This window comes from Serratia sp. FGI94 (genome assembly GCF_000330865.1).
In the GTDB taxonomy this organism is placed as follows: Bacteria; Pseudomonadota; Gammaproteobacteria; order Enterobacterales; family Enterobacteriaceae; genus Serratia_B; species Serratia_B rubidaea.
This window is the reverse complement of record NC_020064.1, coordinates 1517963-1538834: the sequence shown is the minus strand read 5'-3', so window position 1 is coordinate 1538834 and position 20872 is coordinate 1517963. Positions and strand designations below refer to the sequence as shown.

Genomic DNA, 20872 nt, shown 5'->3' with positions numbered 1-20872 from the left:
CAATTACATTAATTTCATCAATAAGTAGATATAAATCACATTTTATCCGCTAAAGGCTGCCTAGAATGTCCTCCCGTTAACACTGGAGAGACGTTCTATGCATCCGCGTTTTCACACCGCATTCAGCACCCTGCCCGACACATTGCAATCCGCCCTGCAGCCTTATCTGGACGCAGCTGATTTCCCGGCCATGTTCAGCGCCGAGCAGGTTGAAGCAATCAAGCAGCGCTGCGGGCTGGACGATGATGCGCTGGCGTTTGCCCTGCTGCCGCTGGCCGCGGCCTGCTCGTTAACCCCGATTTCTCAGTTCAACGTCGGCGCCATCGCCCGCAGCGTCAGCGGCAACCTCTATTTCGGCGCCAATATGGAGTTCAGCGGCGCGCCGATGCAGCAGACGGTGCACGCCGAACAGTGCGTCGTCACCCACGCCTGGCTGCGCGGCGAAGCGGCGCTGGCCGCCGTCACCGTCAATTACACCCCGTGCGGCCACTGCCGCCAGTTTATGAATGAGCTGAACAGCGCCGGCGATCTGCGCATCCAGCTACCGGGCCGCCCGGCCGCCACGCTCGGCCACTATCTGCCGGACGCCTTCGGCCCGCGCGATCTGGCTATTCACACCCTGCTGATGGACCCGGCGGACCACGGCCACCGGCTGGCGCTGGACGACGCGCTGGCGATCGCCGCGCTCGACGCCGCCAACCGCAGCCACGCGCCCTACAGCCAGGCCCACAGCGGCGTAGCGCTGGAAACGAGCGACGGCAAGATCTACGCCGGTCGCTACGCGGAAAATGCCGCCTTCAACCCCAGCCTGCCGCCGCTGCAGGCCGCGCTGATCCTGCTGAATATGTCCGGCGGCGACTGTCGGCACATCCGCCGCGCGGTGCTGGCGGAGCCGCAAAGCGCCGTCCTCAGCCAGCATGACGCCACCCGCGCCCTGCTGGCCGCACTCGGCTGCCGGACGCTGCAGCACCTCACCTTCTGATCCCCAGCGCGGGGCCGTCCGGCTCCGCGAATAACAGCCCTGCCCGGCGAATACAATGCCATTTACGTCTGAAAACACTTTTTTTAGTTAAAAAAGTCTTTGATCGTCGATAATTAGCGCAACTTCCCTCATGATCCGATAACAATTACTGTACATATTTCCCGTATCTTTTAGGATCTGCGGTGATAAAAACAATCTGACACGTCTAAGAGTGAACTGATGGAACTTGAATACGAAAGCAAACGCCCGCTGTACATCCCTTACGCCGGCCCGATTCTGTTGGAATTTCCGTTACTTAACAAAGGCAGCGCCTTCACCGAAGAAGAACGCAGCCACTTCAACCTGCACGGCCTGCTGCCCGAAGCGGTAGAAACCATCGAAGAACAGGTCGAGCGCGCTTACCGCCAGTATCAAGATTTCAAAAACGACAACGACAAACATATCTACCTGCGCAACATCCAGGACACCAACGAAACGCTGTTCTACCGCCTGCTGGACTCGCACCTGAGCGAAATGATGCCCATCATCTACACGCCGACGGTCGGCGAGGCCTGCGAACACTTCTCCGATATCTACCGCCGTGCGCGCGGGCTGTTTATCTCCTACCCGAACCGCGACCGCATCGACGACATGCTGCAGAACGCCACCAAGCAGAACGTGAAGGTGATCGTCGTCACCGACGGCGAGCGTATCCTCGGCCTCGGCGATCAGGGCATCGGCGGCATGGGCATTCCGATCGGTAAACTGTCGCTGTACACCGCCTGCGGCGGCATCAGCCCGGCCTATACGCTGCCGGTGGTGCTGGATGTCGGCACCAACAACCCGCAACGCCTGAACGACCCGCTGTATATGGGCTGGCGTCATCCGCGTATTTCCGGCGATGAGTACCATGAGTTCGTCGAGGCGTTTATCCAGGCGGTCAAACGCCGCTGGCCGAACGTGCTGCTGCAGTTCGAGGACTTCGCGCAGAATAACGCCACCCCGCTGCTGAACCGCTACCGCGACGAAATCTGCTGCTTCAACGACGACATCCAGGGCACCGCGGCGGTCACGCTCGGCAGCCTGATCGCCGCCAGCCGCGCCGCCGGCTGCCGCCTGCGCGACCAGACCGTCACCTTCCTCGGCGCGGGTTCCGCCGGCTGCGGCATCGCCGAGCAGATTATCGCCCAGATGAAGTCGGAAGGCCTGAGTGAAGACGAAGCGCGGGCGCGCGTGTTTATGGTCGACCGCTTTGGCCTGCTGACCGACAAACTGCCGAACCTGCTCGACTTCCAGAGCAAACTGGTGCAAAAGAGCGAGACGCTGACGCACTGGAACGTGAGCAACGACGCCATCTCGCTGATGGACGTGGTGCGCAACGCCAAGCCAAGCATTCTGATCGGCGTTTCCGGCCAGCCGGGGCTGTTCACCGAAGAGCTGATCCGCGAAATGCATCAGCACTGCCCGCGGCCGATCGTGATGCCGCTGTCCAACCCGACCTCACGCGTTGAGGCGCGCCCGGAAGATATCATCAACTGGACCGACGGCGCCGCGCTGGTGGCGACCGGCAGCCCGTTTGCGCCGGTCAACCACCGCGATCGCCAGTACCCGATCGCCCAGTGCAACAACTCGTATATCTTCCCGGGCATTGGCCTCGGCGTGCTGGCCTCCGGCGCGTCGCGCGTTACCGACGCGATGCTGATGGCCGCCAGCCGCGCGCTGGCCGACTGTTCGCCGCTGGCGACCGACGGCTACGGCGCACTGCTGCCGGATATCGACGATATTCAGGGCGTGTCGAAATGCATCGCGATGGAAGTCGGCAAGGCCGCGCAGCTGCAGGGCGTGGCGGTCGTCACCTCAGAAGAAGCGCTGTCCAAAGCGATTGAGCACAACTTCTGGCGTCCGCAGTACCGTAGCTACAAACGCACCTCGTTCTGATGCTTCTCCCGCCGGCCAGCATCGTCTGGCCGGTTTTTCCTCATCCGATCTCCGCACCAACAAAAAGTGCCCTGCAGGGGCCCCATCCGCAGGTCGACCGCTTGCGTCAGATAGTCAGGTAAAGTAGCCTTAATCCACCTTTTTTCAGATTTATGCGCGTAAGGCCAAAACATGTGGAAACGCCTGATAATTAGCCTGTTCATCATCGCCACGGCGCTGATGTTAACGGCTATCGCGCTCGATCGCTGGATCAGCTGGAAAACCGCACCTTATATCTACGAAGAGGTGCAGCAGCTGCCGGATCGCCAGGTCGGCGTGGTGCTCGGCACCGCCAAATATTACCGCACCGGGGTGATTAATCAGTATTACCGCTACCGCATGCAGGGGGCGATTAACGCCTACAACAGCGGTAAGGTGAAGTATCTGCTGCTGAGCGGCGACAACGCGCTGCAGAGCTACAATGAGCCGATGACCATGCGCCGCGATCTGATCGCCGCCGGCGTGGCGCCGAGCGATATCGTGCTGGACTACGCCGGTTTCCGTACGCTGGACTCCATCGTGCGGACGCGCAAGGTGTTCGACGCCAACGACTTTATTATTATCACCCAGCGCTTCCACTGCGAGCGGGCGCTGTTTATCGCCCTGCATATGGGCATCCAGGCGCAGTGCTTCGCCGTGCCTTCGCCCAAAAATATGCTGTCGGTGCGCGTGCGTGAAATCTTCGCCCGTCTCGGCGCGCTGAACGATCTGTACATCCTCAAGCGCGAGCCGCGCTTCCTCGGGCCGCTGATCCCGATTTCCGCCATGCATAAAGTGCCGGAGGATGCCCAGGGCTATCCGGCGGTATCGCCGGAACAGCTGGTGGAATTGGAACAAAAGCTGGCGGCGGAAAGGCAAAAGGCGCAGGCCAAATAAGCCCGCGGCCGGTATCTGCCGGCCGCGCTGCTTTCCTTACTCAGCGCCGCAGATGGCGCTCTCCCTCGCCGGCGCCGAGCGCGGTCAGCCGACGCCACAGCCACTCTGCCGGCCCCTGTTCGAAATAGCGCAGCCACAGCTGTGAGAACAGCAGGTTCGCCAGCCACACCAGCGGCACTATCGCCACCAGCTGCCAGCGGTCAAGCTGCTGATAGAGGCCAAAGCGGTAGAACAGCGTGGTGCAAATCAGCGTTTGCAGCAGATAGTTACTGAGCGCCATACGGCCGACCTGCGTCAGCCAGCGCCCCAGCGGCCAGCGTGCCAGCCGCCCCCAGAAGCCGTAACACAGCGCCAGATAGCCCATCGCCTGCAGCGGCGCGCCCAGCTCGCGCGGCACCTGCAGCAAAAAGCCGCTCCAGCGGTAGTCCCACTGCAGATGCCACTGCAGCGCCACCGCCGGCAGCTGGATCAGCAGCGACAGCGGGATCAGCCAGGCCGCCTGCCGCCGGTAATACGCCGGCGCAAAGTGGCCGCGCAGCCAGCCGCTGCGCATCAGGCCGGCGCCGAACAGCATCAGCCCCGCCAGCTCCCAGCCGTACTGCGCGCCAATCGCCAGCAGGCTGGATGAGAGCAGGTCCACCCGGTTGCGCCAGGCTTCCAGCCCGCCCTGCAGTTTCCACAGCTGTTCATACTGCAGATCCGCCGGGCCGGGCAGCCAGAAGCTGCCCGGCGTGCCATCGGTGGCAAAACTAAGCAGCAGCAACAGCGTAACGCCGATCCCATACAGCACCGCACCGGTTTTCAGCAGGGTAAAGGTGTCTTTCGCTTCGCGGATCATGCGCCAGCACACCAGGCCGATCAGGCCGTACGCCAGCAGAATATCGCCGTCCCATAAAAAGATGCCGTGCCCCAGCCCGAACAGCACCAGCCAGCTCAGGCGCGCGCGGATCCAGCCTTTGCCGCGGTGCAGCAGCAGCTGCAGCCCGGCGCCGAACAGCAGCGCAAACATCGCCAGAAACTTGGCCTGGGTGAACAGATCCAGCAGCGCCCAGGCCCAGGCGTCGGACAATGACGGCTGGCCCTGATAGGCCGGGTTAAGATACGCCGCTTTCGGCAGCCCAAAGGCGCTGATATTCATCAGCAGAATACCGAGAATGGCGATGCCGCGCGCGCAGTCCAGAGTGGCAATACGCGGCAGCGGCGCCGATGCAGGAGGGTTCATGAGATACCGCTGTTATTCAATCCAATAAAATACGCCCGCAGGCGCAACACCCGCCCCGCTCCCGATGGAAGCCGGGCGTTATATTAAGCATTAAAAATAGCGTAGATACCATCCTTTCGCTGGCGCTGCGGATGATTACAGGTGGGCAAGATGTTGGCGCACGATGTCGCGGCCAATTTCCAGCGAGGCGGTCGCCGCCGGGGAAGGCGCATTGCACACGTGCAGCGAACGGCGGCCGGTCACGAAGTGGAAATCGTCCACCAGTTTGCCGTCAGCCGTCAGCGCCTGCGCCCGCACGCCGGCGGGGCCGGGCTGAATATCCGCTTCCTGCAGCGCCGGGATCAGCCGGCGGGCGTTTTCCGTAAACCGGCGGCGCGACAGCGAACGCCGCACCTCCGCCAGCCCCTCGCCCATATAGCGGCCGGCAATCTTCCAAAAGCCGCGGTAGCTCAGCACCTCGCCCAGATCGCGCAGGCTGACGTCGCACTTGCGGTAGCCTTCGCGCTTGAACGCCAGCACCGCATTCGGCCCCACATCCCGCTTGCCGTTGTACATGCGGGTAAAGTGCACGCCGAGGAAGGGGAAGTCCGGGTTCGGCACCGGATAAATCAGGTGATTAACCAGATAGTTCTTTTCACTGTTCAGCACAAAATATTCGCCGCGGAACGGCACGATTTTCATGCCGGTGTCATACCCCGCCAGTTTGGCAATGCGGTCGCTGAACAGCCCCGCGCAGTTGACCAGCCATTTGCCCTGATAGTTCTGCCCCGGCGTCTGCACCTCAACGCCGTCGCCGTGCTCGGCAATCCCCACCACCTGCCGGCCGAAGTGAATCTCGCCGCCGCGCTGTTGAACAATTTCCGCCAGCTTGGCGGCCACCTGCGCATAGTTGACGATGCCGGCGTCCGGCACCAGCAGCGCCTCCAGTCCGTTGACGTGGGGTTCCCGCTCCCGCAGCTCGGCGGCCGACAGGCGGCGCACCGCCAGGCCGTTCTCCAGGCCGCGCCGGTAGATATTCTCCAACAGTTCCAGCTCCTGCAGCTGGGTGGCGACAATCACTTTGCCGCAGCGGTCGTGATACAGCTCATGCTGGCGGCAGAAGGCAAACATGCTCTGATTGCCCTGCTTCGCCAGGCGCGCCTTCAGGCTGCCGGGCTGATAGTAGATGCCGGAGTGCACCACGTTGCTGTTATGGCCGCTCTGATGCGCCGCCGGGCCGGGCTCTTTATCCACGATCAGCAGCTTCAGGCGCGGATTATGTTCCTGCAGCGCGTTGGCGACGCCCAGCCCCACCAGCCCGCTGCCGATAATGATCACGTCATACATGGTTATGCTTTTCCTTCTTGTTCCAGCCTACGCAGCTTGCCGCGCACGTTACTCAGGTGATGCTGCATACTGCCGGCCGCCGCCGCCGCATCGCCGGCCTTGATTGCCAGCCACACCCGCTCATGTTCATCGACCACCCGCTGGCGCTCGTCGGCGCGCCCCAGGTTGCGGCTGAGCGAATACACCAGCACGCCGAGATACAGCTCATGCATATTGTCGAGGATTTGTACAAAAAACGGATTGTGCGAAGCCTGCATAATGGCGCGGTGAAACAGGTAATCCTGCTGATGGCCAATCTGCCCGTCGTGCAGCGTGGTGTGGCGAAAGGCCAGAAACGCCTGTTCGATCTGTTGCAGCTCCTGCTCGCTGCGCCGCTGCGCGGCCATGCTTGCCGCCTGCTGCTCCATCACCTCGCGCATTTCCAGCAGCGATTCCACCTCGCTGCGGCTGGCGACCTCCATCACCAGCGGCTCATACTTGCTGAGCAGCGAATGCTGCTCAACCCGGTGGCCGCCTCCCTGACGCGAAGAGATAATGCCGCCGACCTCCAGGATCCCCAGCGCCTCACGCACCGGCGCGCGGCTGACGCCAAAGGCGTCGGCCAGCTCATTTTCCGACGGCAGCTTATCCCCCACCGGGTAGGTGCCGTCATGAATGCCCGCCTTCAGCTGCGCCAGTACCTGGTGCGACGCTTTCCGCCGGGTGACTTTATTGATCATGGGCCTCCCCGTTTTTCATGCCGACTCCCCCGGCGCGGCCGCGCGCTGTCTGAAGCGCAGCAGGTGTATCGTGCCGGCGGTAATAATCAGCGCCAGCCCGCCCAGATCGGTCATCATTCCCGGCTTAATCAGCAAAATGGCGGCGCAGGTGAACAGTACGCGCTCCAGCCAGTGGGCCTTCATCAGCCAGAAGTTGGCGCTGGCAATGGAGAGCGCATAGATGCCCACCAGCGCGGTGGCCACCATATGGATCACCGACAGCACGTTCACCGCCTCCCCCTGCATCAGCAGCATCGGGTTGTACACCAGAATAAACGGGATGATAAAACCGGGCAGCGCCAGCCGCACCGCTTCCCACGAGGTTTGCATCGGGTCGGCGCGGGCAATGCTGGCGGCGGTGTAGCTGGCCAGCGCCACCGGCGGCGTGATATTGGACAGCGCGCCAAACCAGAACACAAAGAAGTGCGCCGCCAGCGGCATCACGCCGGCCTTGATCAGAATCGGCGACACCGTCACCGCCACCACGATATACAGCGCGGTGGAAGGCAGCCCCATGCTCAACACGATGCACACCAGCATCACCACCAACAGGATCATCCACAGCGTATTGTCGGTCATCGACACGATATTAAACGCCAGCGTCGAGCCGATGCCGGTCATGGTCACCACGCAGATAATCACCCCGATCGCCGCGCAGGCGATCGTCACCTGAATCGAGCCGCGGGCCGCCTCATTCAGCGCCTCGGCGATTTTCCGCGGCGTCATGCGCACCGCGCTGTCCGGCGTCAGCCAACTGGCGACGATGATGGCGACAATCCCCAGAAAGCCGGCGTAAATCGGCGTTTTACCCAGCAGCAGAGCGCCAATAACGATAAACAGCGGCAACAGCAGCAGCCCGCGCGCCTTCAGCACCGCCTTGACCTGCGGGATATTCTCCTTGCTGATGCCCTTCAACCCCTGCTTTTTGGCCTCCAGATCGATAGCGATAATCAGCGCCGCGTAGTACAGCAGCGCCGGCACGATGGCGGCAATGACGATGGTGGTGTAAGAAATACCAAGGAAACCGGCCATGATAAACGCCGCCGCGCCCATAATCGGCGGCATGATCATGCCGCCGGTGGACGCCGTGGCCTCGACCGCGCCGGCAAACTTAGGCGACAAACCGATGCTTTTCATCAACGGAATGGTAAAGGTGCCGGTGGTGGCGACGTTAGCCACCGCGCTGCCGCTCAGCGAGCCGGTCAGCGCCGAAGAGATCACCGCCACCTGCGCCGGGCCGCCGCGGCGACGTCCGGCCATCGCCAGCGCCAGATCGTTAAACAACTGCGTCGCGCCGCTGACGCTGAGAAATGCACCGAACAGAATAAACACCGCGATCGCCGTAGCGGCGGTCGACAGGGTGATGCCGAAAATGCCTTCACTGGTCATAAACAGCCGGTACAGCAGGCGTTCGACCGAAAAGCCGCTGTGGCCGAAAATGCCCATAAAATACTGGCCGAACAGCGCATAGATAATGGCGAACGTCGCCAGGCTGGGAATAAACAGGCCGGTGGTGCGGCGCGCGGCCTCAAACAGCACGCCGATGCCCAGCGCCGCCATCAGATAGTCGGTGGTATTGGGCAGGCTTTTGCGCACCACGTGCAGATCGAGGTAGTTAAAATAGAAATAGCCGTAGCTGACCAGCGTCAGCGCAATAAACAGGTAGTCCCAGCGGTTAAATTTGGCCGTCGCGTGCTTTTTGGAGAACGGGAACAAAATAAAGCCCAGCAGCAGAATCCCGGTCAGGAAGGTGGTGTTGCGATAAAACTCCTGGGTATTGGCCAACGCGTTGGAGTACACCGCATACAGTGAGATCGCGATCGCCAGCACGGTGGCGCACAGCGCGTAGCGCCCGGCCAGCGGACGGCTGCCGGCGCCCGCCTCTTTATCCAGCGAGGTGTCCGGCTGCGGCGTTAAGGGCGTGGTATTCATAGCGCCTCCGTAGCGCGATCGGCGCGCGCTTCTGGTGGGATCAGCTCAGCGGGGACATCAACCCCGGCTTCGCGGAAATAACGGTACGCCCCCAGATGCAGGGGCACGGACACCCCTTTCAGGGCATTTTCCAGCGAGATATTTTTGGCCGCGCTGTGCACCTGATGCACTTCCGGCAGGTTCTCAAACATCGCCTTGGTCAGGTCATAGACGATCTGGTCATCGATACCGCGCGTGGCGACCAGAATATTAGGCTGGGCAATGGTCGCCACCGCCTTGCTCTGCCGCGGGTAGGTGTCCGCCTCAATCACAAAGCGGAACCAGGCGTTGGCGACGGCGTTAATGCTGGCCAGCTGCTCATCGGTCACCTCCAGGATGCGCGAGGGCACGCCGCTGGCGTACATATCGGTCACCGCGGCGGCCGGCACCCCGGCGGGCAGCGCGCCGCCGTCGAGCCGACCGTCGCGCATCGCCGAGACGGTGTCACCATAGCCCAGGTATTCCGGCGAAATGTTTTTCTTGCTCATATTGACGCCGCGCAGGATCACCAGCGTCGACTGCTCCGTACCGCTGGCCTGCGGCCCGACCGAAAAACGGCTGCCGGCGATATCGTTCAGCGTGCCGTCCTTCACCTTGCTTTCCAGCATCACAAAATGCTCGACGTTGGGCCACAGCATGGAGATAGCGCGCAGATCGCCGTAGGCGCGTCCGGCGAAGTTGCCTACCCCCTGATAGGCCTCCACCGCCAGCAGGCTCTGCAGAATGGCCAGCTGGGCTTCGTCCTTCTGCAGCAGATCGATATTTTCGATCGAGCCGGCGGAAGACTGTCCGGTCACCTGAATGCCATCCTGTTTCAGCCGGGTGCTCCAGACATTGGCCAGGCCGACGCCCATCGGGTAATAGGTTCCCCCGGTTGAGGCGGTCGCCACGGACAGGAACGTCTTGTTTTCATTCTCTATTTTGCCGACGACCGCCAGTGCCGCCACGGCAACCGCCGCGGCGGTGAACAGCAACAGTTTGATTTTTCTATTTTTCATTCGACTCACCTGATGTTTTGAAACAAATAGAAAACATTTACGCAAACTTGTATACAACATGACAAATTCGTTTAGCTAACCGCCATTGACGGATTTGTGATCGGAGTGAGCAAAAAACGGGCGCCTCGTCGACAGGAATGTGACGCAGCTAGAAGAGCGGCAGCGGGATAGAAAGTGCGGGAAAAAGCGGGGAAAAACGACCGGCGCCCTCAGAACGAGCGCGCCGGTTTACCGTGTGTTACTGGTGGTGACGCACCGCGCGCAGGAACTCCTGCCGCGTGTTCTGACTGGACTTGAACAGCCCGCCCAGCGAGGTGGTGGTGGTGGCGCTGGTGGCGTCGCGAATGCCGCGCGCCTTGACGCAGTAGTGCACCGCGTCAATCGATACCGCCACGTTGTTGGTGCCGAGCAGCGTTTGCAGCGCGATCAGGATCTGCTGGGTCAGACGCTCCTGCACCTGCGGACGCTGGGCAAAGAACTGGACGATACGGTTGATTTTGGACAGCCCGATCACCCCGTCTTTCGGGATATAGGCCACGGTGGCCTTCCCGTCGATGGTGACGAAATGGTGTTCGCAGGTGCTGGTCAGGGTGATGTCGCGCACCGTCACCATTTCATCCACCTTCATTTTGTTTTCAATCACGGTGATCTTCGGGAAATTGGCGTAATCCAGACCGGAAAAGATCTCATCGACATACATCTTGGCGATGCGGTGCGGCGTTTCCGCCAGGCTGTCATCGCTCAGATCGAGGTTCAGCAGCTGCATGATTTCCGTCATGTGCTCCTGAATACGCCGTTTACGCGTTTCGCGATCCAACATTTCACCACGCAGCGGGGTTTCCAGGCCGCGAGCCTCCAGCGCTGCATGAACCAGAGCCGCTTCTTTACTGAGTGTCGTCATTTATGTGTCTCCAGCAGGTGGCCCTTGCGCGCGCGGCCGCCCGGCCGCCCAACGTTCAGAGCTACTCTCTTTATAACTGCAAGGGTTCAGCAGGGCCTCTTTCCGCCAGGCTCCGGGATGCTGACGGCTGGCAAACAAACTTTCCTCAGCCGCCTGGCGCGCCAGGCGACGGGGAATAAGAAGCGCAGCCAACGCGCCGGCAACTTGAAAGGAGGGAGAATAGAGCGTGAACCCGATCAAGATTTTGCCCCACTGTAGATGAGAGTGAGACGTTTATCCAGTGATTGTGTTTCAACCAGCGATGAAAAATCCGCATCACCCCGTCCGCAGACGTCTGAACCGTCCGGCTTATTCCCCTGCCAGCTGGCGTCGTACGGCGCGTGCGGGGATCTTGAACACCAGCAGCCCGGCCACCAGCAAAGCCAGCGTCGCCACAAACAGCGCCGGCTCCAGACGGTGGGTCAGCGCGGTGGACAGCGCGGACAGCACCGGCCCGGCCAGCTGACCGACGGCATAGCCGGTAGTCAGCAAGCCGGCCATATAGCGGGCGTGGTTCGGCGCCAGCTCACGGCCGTGCTGAATGGACAGCTGCACCACGCTGAGAAAACCGCCGCCGGTAAACAGCGCCCCCAGCAGCAGCCCGCTGACGCCCGGCAGCGCTTCGGCGCACAGCACGCCCAGCGCCTGCACCCACAGCGTCAGCGCCAGCCGGGTCTGGGTGGTCAGCCGATGGCGGGTCAGGATGCCGATGCCGATCCCCAGCACCGCCGCGCCGCCGAAAATCGGCCAGACAAACTGGGCGAACAGGCTGCCGGGAAAGCGCTCGGCGGCCATCTGCGACAGAAAGGTCGCCGGCAGAATATAGCCGAAGCCCGCCAGGCTGTAGCTCCACACCAGCCGCTTCAGCGCCGGCGTCAGCCGCAGCGGTTCCGCCGACGCTTCACCGCGCTGCAGCTCCCCCGCCCGCGGCAGGCTGAGGCTGATAGCGCCGACCAGCACCAGCGCCGCCGCGCCGTACAGCAGCCAGGCCTGCGCCGCGCTCAGCGCCAGGCTGTGAATGGCCACCGCCAGCATGCCGCTGATAAAAATCCCGGCGCCGGGACCGGCAAACACCGCCGCGCTCAGCGCCGGCCGGCCGTAGTGCACCAGACGTTCGTTGGTCCAGGCCGCCACCAGCACCATCGCCCAGCCGCTGGCCCAACCGATCATAAAGCGCAGCACGCCGTGCCACAGCGCGCCGTCCGCCCACGCCGACAGCAGCGTCAGCGCTACCGCGCCCCATACGCCGAGCCACAGGCGGCGCTCCACGTGACGGCTGGCGCGCATCGCGTCATAGGCGCCGCACAGGTAACCGAGGTAGTTCAGCGCCGCCACCAGTCCGGCGCTGGTCAGCGTGAACTGATGTTCGGCAATCATCAGCGGCACCTGCGGCGTAAACGCGAAGCGGCCGATTCCCATTGCTACAATTAAAGCGATAAAACCGCTTAGGGCTGTTTTGAGTGCCATATCGTTATCCCGATAGTGAAAAGAGAGTTGCCACTATCATGCCGCCGCATTACACTCACAAAAACTGAATAATCATCACAAAGTTGCTTACGAAAAGAGAACGGTATGGATCTGACCCAGCTTCGTATGTTTTGCAGCGTCGCCGAAACCGGCTCCGTCGCCCGCGCGGCCGAACTGCTGCACCGGGTACCGTCGAACCTGACCACCCGCCTGCGTCAGCTTGAACAGGAGCTGGGCGCCGATCTGTTTATCCGTGAGAAACAGCGCCTGCGGCTGTCGCCGATGGGACACAACTTCCTGTGTTACGCCAACCGCATTCTGGCGCTGAGCGAGGAGGCGATGAGCATCACCCACGCCGGCGAGCCGGCGGGCACCTTTGCCCTCGGTTCGATGGAGAGCACCGCCGCCACCCGCCTGCCCGCCCTGCTGGCCGCCTACCACCAGCGCTATCCCCAGGTTTCCCTGTCGCTGCTGACCGGCACCTCCGGGGAGATTACCGAGCGCGTGCGCGCCGGCACCCTGGCGGCGGCGCTGGTGGACGGCCCGCTGCAGCATGACGAACTGAACGGCTGCGTCGCCTTCGCCGAACACATGGTGGTGATTTCCAGCCTCGATCATGCCGATATTCACAGCGCGCAGGACGCGCGGGGAGAGACGCTGTTCGCCTTTCGTCCCAGCTGCTCCTACCGGCTGCGGCTGGAGGCCTGGTACAAGCGCGACGGCGCACAGCCCGGCCCGATAATGGAGATTCAGTCCTACCACGCGATGCTGGCCTGCGTCGCCAGCGGCGCCGGGCTGGCGATGATCCCGCATTCGGTGCTCAACCTGCTGCCGGGCCATGAGCGGGTGAAGATCCACACGCTGCCCGACGATATCGCCGACACCGCCACCTGGTTGCTGTGGCGGCGCGATGCCTTCAGCCCCAACGTGCGCGCACTGAAACAACTGATTATTGAACTGGCTGAAACGCCGCAAACACAACATGAACCTGCCTAACCCTTAACCTGAGATCACTGAGGAGACAATGATGGAGATGATCAAAACCCGCGCGGCCGTAGCCTGGGGCCCCAACCAACCGCTGAAGATCGAAGAAGTCGATCTGATGCCGCCGCAGAAAGGCGAAGTGCTGGTGCGGATCGTCGCCAGCGGCGTCTGCCATACCGACGCCTACACGCTGTCCGGTAAAGATCCGGAAGGCGTGTTCCCGGCGATCCTCGGCCATGAGGGCGGCGGCGTGGTGGAAGCGGTCGGCGAAGGCGTCACCAGCGTCGCCGTGGGCGATCATGTGATCCCGCTGTACACGCCGGAATGCGGCGAGTGCAAGTTCTGTAAATCCGGCAAAACCAACCTGTGCCAGGCGATCCGCACCACCCAGGGCAAAGGCCTGATGCCGGACGGCACCACCCGCTTCTTCAAGGACGGCCAGCCTATCTTCCACTATATGGGCACCTCCACCTTCTCCGAATACACCGTGGTGCCGGAAATCTCGTTGGCGAAAATCAGCAAAGAAGCGCCGCTGGAAGAAGTGTGCCTGCTGGGCTGCGGCGTCACCACCGGCATGGGCGCGGTGATGAACACCGCCAAAGTCCAGCCGGGCGATACCGTCGCCATTTTCGGCCTCGGCGGCATCGGCCTGTCGGCGATTATCGGCGCGCAGATGGCCGGCGCCGGCCGCATTATCGGCATCGATATCAACACCAGCAAATTCGATCTGGCGCGCAAACTGGGCGCTACCGACCTGATCAACCCGCAGGATTATGACAAGCCGATTCAGGAAGTGATCGTCGAGCTGACCGACGGCGGCGTGGACTTCTCCTTCGAGTGCATCGGCAACGTCAACGTGATGCGCTCCGCGCTGGAGTGCTGCCACAAGGGCTGGGGCGAGTCGGTGATTATCGGCGTGGCCGGCGCCGGTGAAGAGATCGCCACCCGTCCCTTCCAGCTGGTGACCGGGCGCGTCTGGCGCGGCTCGGCGTTCGGCGGCGTCAAAGGCCGTTCGCAGCTGCCGGGCATCGTGCAACGCTACCTGGACGGCGAATTTGCGCTGAACGACTTTATCACCCACACCATGCCGCTGGAGCAGATTAACGAGGCGTTCGATCTGATGCACGAAGGCAAATCGATCCGCACCGTGGTGCATTTCGACAAACGCTGAGCAGGGAGGCGAATGATTATGACGACGTCACTTGAACTGCTTGAGGAACACCGAATGTTCGGCGGCTGGCAGCAACGCTACCGTCATGCGGCGCAGACTGTGGACTGCCCGATGACGTTCAGCATCTACCTGCCGCCGCCGCGTGATGACAACCCGCCGCCGGTGCTGTACTGGCTGTCGGGGCTGACCTGCAACGATGAGAACTTCACCCTGAAAGCCGGCGCGCAGCGCATCGCCGCCGAGCTGGGGCTGGTGCTGGTGATGGCTGACACCAGCCCGCGCGGCGACGACGTGCCGGACGACGAGGGCTACGATCTCGGTCAGGGCGCCGGATTTTATCTCAACGCCACCCAGGCGCCGTGGGATCGGCACTTCCGCATGTACGACTACATCAGCGAGGAGCTGCCGGCGCTGATCCGTCAACACTTCAGCATCAGCGATCGCCAGTCGATCTTCGGCCACTCCATGGGCGGCCACGGCGCGCTGATCATGGCGCTGCGCAACCCGCAGCGCTACCGCTCCGCCTCGGCGTTTGCGCCGATCGTCAACCCTTGCCAGGTGCCGTGGGGGCGTCGCGCCTTCCGCGCCTATCTGGGCGACGACGAAAGTCAGTGGCTGCAGTACGACAGCTGCCATCTGCTGGCAAGCGGTGCGGAAAAACTGCCGGTGCTGGTCGATCAGGGGGATGACGATCAGTTCCTGGCGGATCAGCTGCAGCCGGCCAAGCTGGCCGAACTGGCGCGCCAGCGCGACTGGCCGCTGACGCTGCGCATCCAGCCGGGCTACGACCACAGCTACTTCACCATCGCCACCTTTATCGAAGACCACCTGCGCTTTCACGCGGAACACCTGTTCCGCTGATGCGCCGGCCGCCGCCCCGTCCGGGGCGGCGCTTTACCCGCCGCGTTACCCTTTCAGCTTCGGATCCAGCGCGTCGCGCAGTCCGTCTCCCAACAGATTAAACGCCAGCACGGTCAGGAAAATCGCCAGGCTGGGGAAGATCGCCACGTGCGGCGCAATCACCATATCGGCGCGCGCTTCGTTCAGCATTGCGCCCCATTCCGGCGTCGGCGGCTGCGCCCCCAGCCCGAGAAACGACAGGCTGGCGGCGGTAATGATGGAAGTGCCGATACGCATGGTGAAATAGACCACGATCGACGAGAGGGTGCCGGGCAGAATATGCCGCAGCAGGATGGTCCAGTCGGAGGCGCCGATGCTGCGCGCCGATTCGATATAGGTCAGCCGCTTCAGCACCAGCGTATTGCCGCGCACCAGCCGGGCAAACGCCGGTATGCTGAAAATCGCCACCGCCACGATCACGTTGGTCATGCCGCTGCCCATCACCGCCACCACGCCGATCGCCAGCAAAATGCCCGGAAAGGCGAACAGCACGTCGCTGATGCGCATCACGATGCGGTCCCACCAGCCTTCGTAATAGCCGGCCAGCAGCCCCAGCAGGGTGCCGATCGCGCCGCCGACCAGCACGGAAAACACGCCGGCGGCCAGCGAGATGCGGGTGCCGATCAGCACCCGGCTGAAGATATCGCGCCCCAGCGAATCCACGCCCAGCCAGTGCACCAGCGACGGCCCTTCGTTCAGCCGGTCGTAGTCGAAATAGTTTTCGGCGTCGTAAGGCGCCAGCCAGGGCGCAAACAGCGCCGCCGCCACCAACAGCAGCACAAACGCGCCGGCGATCAGCGCCACGCGCTGCCGGCGGAAGCGGCGCCAGAACTCGTGCCAGGGAGTGCGCACCGCGTGCGGCTCAAGCCGCGGCATCGCCTTGAGCGCGGCGTTGCGTCGCCAGTTAATCATGCCGTCTCCTCACTGGTAACGTATCGCCGGGTTAATCGCCGCATACAGCATATCCACCAACAGGTTAATCAAAATAAACTCCAGCGAGAACAGCAGCACCTCGGCCTGAATCACCGGGTAGTCGCGCATCTCCACCGAATCCACCAGCAGCCGTCCCAGGCCGGGCCAGTTGAACACCTTCTCCACCACGATCGAACCGCCCAGCAGAAAGCCAAACTGCAGCCCCATCATGGTCACCACCGGGATCATCGCGTTGCGCAGCCCGTGTTTGATCACCACGCGGGTTTCTCGCACCCCTTTGGCGCGCGCGGTGCGCATATAGTCTTCCTGCATCACCTCGACGAACGAGGCGCGAGTAAAGCGCGCCATCACCGCGGCCACCGCCGCCCCCAGCGTCAGCGACGGCAGAATATAGTGCCGCCAGCTGTCGGCGCCCACCGTCGGCAGCCAGCCCAGATCGACGGAAAAGACCTGCATCAGCAGCATGCCGAGCGCAAACGCCGGAAACGAAATGCCGGACACCGCCAGCGTCATGCCCAGACGATCCGGCCAGCGGTTGCGCCAGACGGCGGACACTACGCCAATCGCCATACCGAAAATCACCGCCCACGCCATGCTGGCGACGGTCAGCCAGAAGGTCGGCATAAAGCGCGTGGCGATCTCCTCACTCACCGGCCGTTTCGACACCATCGAATGGCCGAAGTCCCCCTGCAGCGCGTTGATAAAAAAGTGCGCGAATTGCTGCGGCAGCGGCCGGTCCAGCCCCAGCTCCTGGCGCACCAGCTGCACCACCGCCTCGTCGGCGTCCGGCCCGGCCGCCAGCCGCGCCGGATCCCCCGGCAGCAGATGCACGAACAGAAACACCAGCACCGCGACGATCAGCAGCGTCGGGATCAGCCCCAGCAGTCGTTTAATAAAATAATTCAGCATCACAGATTCCAGGGCGCAGGGGCAGCGTCTCCCCTGCGCCGCGCGCTTATTTCAGGTCGGCGTCGTCAAAGCTGAACGAGGTGTCCGGCATTACGTAGAACCCGCTCAGCTGCTTGCTGCCGGCCGACAGCAGGCGCTCGGTCGCCAGGAAAATCCACGGCGCATCGGCCCAGATATGGTCCTGCGCATCTTTGTACAGCGCCTGCTTCTTGCTGCGGTCGGTGGTCGCCAGCGCATCGCTCAGGTCTTTGTCCACCTGCGGATTGCTGTAAAACGCGGTGTTGAACTGCTTCGGCGGCGCCGCCTGGCTGGCGAACAGCGGCGACAGCGCCCAGTCCGCTTCGCCGGTGGAGGCCGACCAGCCGGTATAGAACATCCGCACGCCGGTGTCCTTCACGCCGACGCTTTCCACCTGCGCCGCGCGCTGGCCGGCGTCCATCGCGGTGACCTTGACCTTCACCCCCACCTGCGCCAGCTGCTGCTGGGTAAACTGCAGCACCTTCTGTGCGGTGCTGTGGTTATGGGACGACCACAGCGTGGTGCTGAAGCCGTTCGGATAGCCGGCCTCCTTCAGCAGTTCGCGCGCCTTGGCCGGATCATACGGCCACGGCTGGTAGCGGGCGGCAAAATCGATGGTCGGCGGCAGCGGCCCCTGCGCCGGCGCGGCATAGCCGGCAAAGGCCACCTTGATCAGCGCCTCTTTGTTGATGGCATAGTTCAGCGCCTGACGCACCTTCGGGTTATCGAACGGCTTTTGCGTCACGTTCATGCTGATATAGCGCTGCTGGATCGACGGCGCGACCACCAGATTCAGCTTGGCGTTTTTCTCCAGCACCTTGGCCTGCTCATACGGGATCGGGAACGCGAAGTCGGCCTCGCCGGTCTGCAGCATCGCCGCGCGGGTGTTGTTGTCCACCACCGGACGCCAGGTGATGCTGTCCAGCTTCGGCTGCCCCGCCTTCCAGTAGCCGGCGAATTTCTTCACCTTGACGAAGTCGGTCTGGTTCCAGGTTTCAAACTGGTACGGGCCGGTGCCCACCGGATGGAAACCGATCTGTTTGCCGTACTGCTTCAGCGCCGCCGGCGAGATCATCGCCGCCGCCGGGTGCGCCAGATTGTTGATAAACGCCGAGAACGGCGTCTTCAGCACGATCTTCACCGTCAGCGGATCGACCACTTCGGTCTTGTCGATCATTTTGAACAGGTTGTAGCGTTTCAGGTGGCTGTCCGGGTTGCTGGCGCGATCCAGGTTCACCTTCACCGCCTCGGCGTTAAAGTCGCTGCCGTCGTGGAACTTCACCCCCGGATGCAGCTTGATGGTGTAGCTCAGGCCGTCGTCGCTGACCTGATAGCCGTCCGCCAGCACGTTGACCAGCTTCATATCCTTATCAAAGCCGAACAGCCCCTGATAGAACGACTTCGCCACCGCCTGCGACAGCGTATCGTTGGCGTCGTAAGGGTCGAGCGAGGTGAAATTGGACGCCACGGCGATCACCGCGTCCTTCGCCGCCCACGCCGGGCTGCTGCCGACCGCGGCCAGCAGCACGGCAACGGCCAATACACTACGTTTCTGAGTCATGTCGCTTTTCTCCTGGGAGCTAATAGGCACCGGCAATCGGGTGACGCGCGACAAAGTGTCCCGGGCCAACTTCCACCAGCGGTGCGGTAACGGGTTCATCCCCCAGCGCGCGGATCGGGCTGGGAATATCGTCCGCCAACAGCGGTTGGCGATGTTGCACATGACGCGGGTCGGCCACCGGCACCGCCGCCATCAGTTTACGGGTATAGGCATGCTGCGGGTTGGCGAACACCGCCCGCCGCGGGCCGATTTCAACAATCTGGCCGAGGTACATCACCGCCACGCGGTGGCAGATGCGCTCCACCACCGCCATATCGTGGGAAATAAACAGAAAGGCGATGCCGAACTCGCGCTGCAGATCGAGCAGCAGATTGACGATCTGCGCCTGAATAGAGACGTCCAGCGCCGACACCGCCTCATCGGCGATCACCACCTTCGGGTTCAGCGCCAGCGCGCGCGCAATGCAGATACGCTGGCGCTGGCCGCCGGAAAACTCATGCGGATAGCGCTGCGCGTGCTCCGGCCGCAGCCCCACCCGCTCCAGCAGCCAGGCCACCCGCTGCTGCGCCTGCTCGCCGCGGGCGATGTTATGCACCAGCAGCGGCTCCATAATGGAAAAACCCACCGTCAGGCGCGGATCCAGCGAAGCGTACGGATCCTGAAAAATAAACTGGATATCGCGCCGCAGGTGCTGCAGCGCCGCGCCTTTCAGCTGATTGACGGTCTGCCCGTCAAAGGTGATGGTGCCGCGCTGGCTCTCCACCAGGCGCAGCAGCGAGCGGCCGGTGGTGGATTTGCCGCAGCCGGACTCCCCCACCAGCCCCAGCGTTTCCCCGGGGTGGAGATCGAAGCTGACGTTCTCCACCGCATGCACCCGCCGCGTAACCCGGTTCAGCAGGCCGCTGCGCAGATCGAAGCGCGTGACCAGATTCTGCACCTGCAGAATCGGCGCGCTCCCCGGCGGCACGCCGTCCTGCGCCGCATCGCTGTCCGCTTCGCCCGGCAGGGGGAATTTGGCCGGCAGGTCGCGCCCGGCCATCGCGCCGAGCTTCGGCACCGCCGCCAGCAGCGCCCGGGTATAGGGCTGCTGCGGCGCGCTGAACAGCGGCCGCACCGCGTTTTGCTCCACCGCTTCGCCCTGACGCATCACCAGCACGCGGTCGGCCATTTCCGCCACCACGCCCATATCGTGGGTGATAAATATCACCCCCATCTGCATCTCCTGCTGCAGCAGACGGATCAGCTGCAGGATCTGCGCCTGAATGGTGACGTCCAGCGCGGTGGTCGGCTCATCGGCGATCAGCAGCGCCGGCTTGCACGACAGCGCCATGGCGATCATCACCCGCTGACGCATGCCGCCGGACAGCTGGTGCGGATAGCGACCGAGCACGTTTTTCGCTTCGGGAATGCGCACCAGATCCAGCATGCGCAGCGCTTCCTGCCGCGCGCTGCGGTGGTCCATACCCTGATGCAGGCGCAGCGCTTCGGCGATCTGCTCGCCCACCGGAAACACCGGATTCAGCGAGGTCATCGGCTCCTGGAAAATCATCGCCATATCGGCGCCGCGCAGGGTGCGCAGCGTACGCGACCGTGCGGCCGCCAGATCCACCACCTCGCCGCTGCGGCGACGCAGCATCATGCTGCCGCCGGCGATTTGCCCGCCGCCCTGCTCCACCAGCCGCATCAGCGCCAGCGAAGTGACGGACTTGCCGGAGCCGGATTCACCGACCACCGCCAGAGTTTCACCGCGGTCGACGTCAAAGCTGACGCCGCGCACCGCGTCAACCACCGCGTCTTCGCTGTGAAAGCGCACGCGAAGGTCGCGCACCGCCAGCACCCGCTGCGGCGGCAGAACCAGGCTGCCGGCCGACGCCGGTTCAAGAATGTTTTCGCTCATGCA

General features: G+C 63.0%; 17 protein-coding genes. 6 read left to right on the top strand and 11 right to left on the bottom strand.

Going from position 1 to position 20872, the window contains the following annotated elements; genetic code table 11:
• The first annotated feature begins 97 nt into the window (after positions 1-97).
• From cdd to sanA, 3 genes are all read left to right on the top strand, one after another.
• Positions 98-982 (top strand): cytidine deaminase, encoded by an 885-nt coding sequence (cdd, locus tag D781_RS07095; protein WP_015671630.1) that lies wholly within the window; start codon positions 98-100, stop codon positions 980-982.
• Positions 983-1201: 219 nt separating this feature from the next.
• Complete coding sequence (locus D781_RS07090; RefSeq protein ID WP_015671629.1) at positions 1202-2899, top strand: NAD-dependent malic enzyme; 1698 nt, start codon at positions 1202-1204, stop codon at positions 2897-2899.
• A gap of 171 nt (positions 2900-3070) precedes the next feature.
• A complete protein-coding gene (gene sanA / locus D781_RS07080) occupies positions 3071-3814 on the top strand; it encodes an outer membrane permeability protein SanA (protein ID WP_015671628.1) in 744 nt (247 codons plus the stop codon).
• A 40-nt stretch (positions 3815-3854) separates the two neighbouring features.
• Here the strand turns inward: sanA and yeiB are convergent, their stop codons facing one another.
• The 7 genes from yeiB to D781_RS07045 form a co-directional block, all read right to left on the bottom strand.
• Complete coding sequence (gene yeiB / locus D781_RS07075) at positions 3855-5036, bottom strand: DUF418 domain-containing protein YeiB (protein ID WP_015671627.1); 1182 nt, start codon at positions 5034-5036, stop codon at positions 3855-3857.
• Between the two features lie 135 nt (positions 5037-5171).
• A complete protein-coding gene (lhgO, locus tag D781_RS07070) occupies positions 5172-6362 on the bottom strand; it encodes an L-2-hydroxyglutarate oxidase (protein WP_015671626.1) in 1191 nt (396 codons plus the stop codon).
• A gap of 2 nt (positions 6363-6364) precedes the next feature.
• Positions 6365-7081, bottom strand: coding sequence for an FCD domain-containing protein (locus D781_RS07065; protein WP_015671625.1), 717 nt, complete (start codon positions 7079-7081; stop codon positions 6365-6367).
• A gap of 15 nt (positions 7082-7096) precedes the next feature.
• The gene (locus tag D781_RS07060) at positions 7097-9052 is read right to left on the bottom strand and encodes a TRAP transporter permease (protein ID WP_015671624.1); all 1956 of its coding nucleotides are present in this window, start codon (positions 9050-9052) and stop codon (positions 7097-7099) included.
• Entirely contained in the window at positions 9049-10089 is a 1041-nt protein-coding gene (locus D781_RS07055; RefSeq protein ID WP_015671623.1) for a TAXI family TRAP transporter solute-binding subunit, read from the bottom strand. Before D781_RS07055 ends, D781_RS07060 begins: the two co-directional genes overlap by 4 nt.
• Positions 10090-10327: 238 nt before the next feature.
• A complete protein-coding gene (gene folE / locus D781_RS07050) occupies positions 10328-10990 on the bottom strand; it encodes a GTP cyclohydrolase I FolE (RefSeq protein WP_015671622.1) in 663 nt (220 codons plus the stop codon).
• Positions 10991-11338: 348 nt separating this feature from the next.
• Positions 11339-12496, bottom strand: a complete 1158-nt coding sequence (locus D781_RS07045; RefSeq protein WP_015671621.1) for a YbfB/YjiJ family MFS transporter — start codon at positions 12494-12496, stop codon at positions 11339-11341.
• Between the two features lie 105 nt (positions 12497-12601).
• On the opposite strand from D781_RS07045, the gene D781_RS07040 reads away from it, so the two are divergent.
• From D781_RS07040 to fghA, 3 genes are read left to right on the top strand one after another with little or no spacing between them, the layout of a single operon-like run.
• Positions 12602-13492, top strand: a complete 891-nt coding sequence (locus tag D781_RS07040; RefSeq protein WP_015671620.1) for a LysR family transcriptional regulator — start codon at positions 12602-12604, stop codon at positions 13490-13492.
• Positions 13493-13523: 31 nt separating this feature from the next.
• The gene (locus D781_RS07035) at positions 13524-14651 is read left to right on the top strand and encodes an S-(hydroxymethyl)glutathione dehydrogenase/class III alcohol dehydrogenase (RefSeq protein WP_015671619.1); all 1128 of its coding nucleotides are present in this window, start codon (positions 13524-13526) and stop codon (positions 14649-14651) included.
• A gap of 18 nt (positions 14652-14669) precedes the next feature.
• On the top strand, positions 14670-15512 hold the full coding sequence (gene fghA, locus D781_RS07030) for an S-formylglutathione hydrolase (RefSeq protein ID WP_015671618.1): 843 nt from the start codon (positions 14670-14672) through the stop codon (positions 15510-15512).
• Positions 15513-15557: 45 nt separating this feature from the next.
• Here fghA and gsiD read toward each other — a convergent pair whose 3' ends face one another.
• The 4 genes from gsiD to D781_RS07010 are packed head-to-tail and all read right to left on the bottom strand — an operon-like array spanning position 15558 to position 20869.
• Entirely contained in the window at positions 15558-16463 is a 906-nt protein-coding gene (gene gsiD, locus D781_RS07025; protein ID WP_015671617.1) for a glutathione ABC transporter permease GsiD, read from the bottom strand.
• A 9-nt stretch (positions 16464-16472) separates the two neighbouring features.
• Complete coding sequence (gene gsiC, locus D781_RS07020; protein ID WP_015671616.1) at positions 16473-17393, bottom strand: glutathione ABC transporter permease GsiC; 921 nt, start codon at positions 17391-17393, stop codon at positions 16473-16475.
• Positions 17394-17439: 46 nt separating this feature from the next.
• Entirely contained in the window at positions 17440-18972 is a 1533-nt protein-coding gene (gsiB, locus tag D781_RS07015; RefSeq protein WP_015671615.1) for a glutathione ABC transporter substrate-binding protein GsiB, read from the bottom strand.
• Positions 18973-18991: 19 nt separating this feature from the next.
• Complete coding sequence (locus tag D781_RS07010) at positions 18992-20869, bottom strand: dipeptide ABC transporter ATP-binding protein (protein WP_015671614.1); 1878 nt, start codon at positions 20867-20869, stop codon at positions 18992-18994.
• Between the last annotated feature and the right edge of the window lie 3 nt (positions 20870-20872).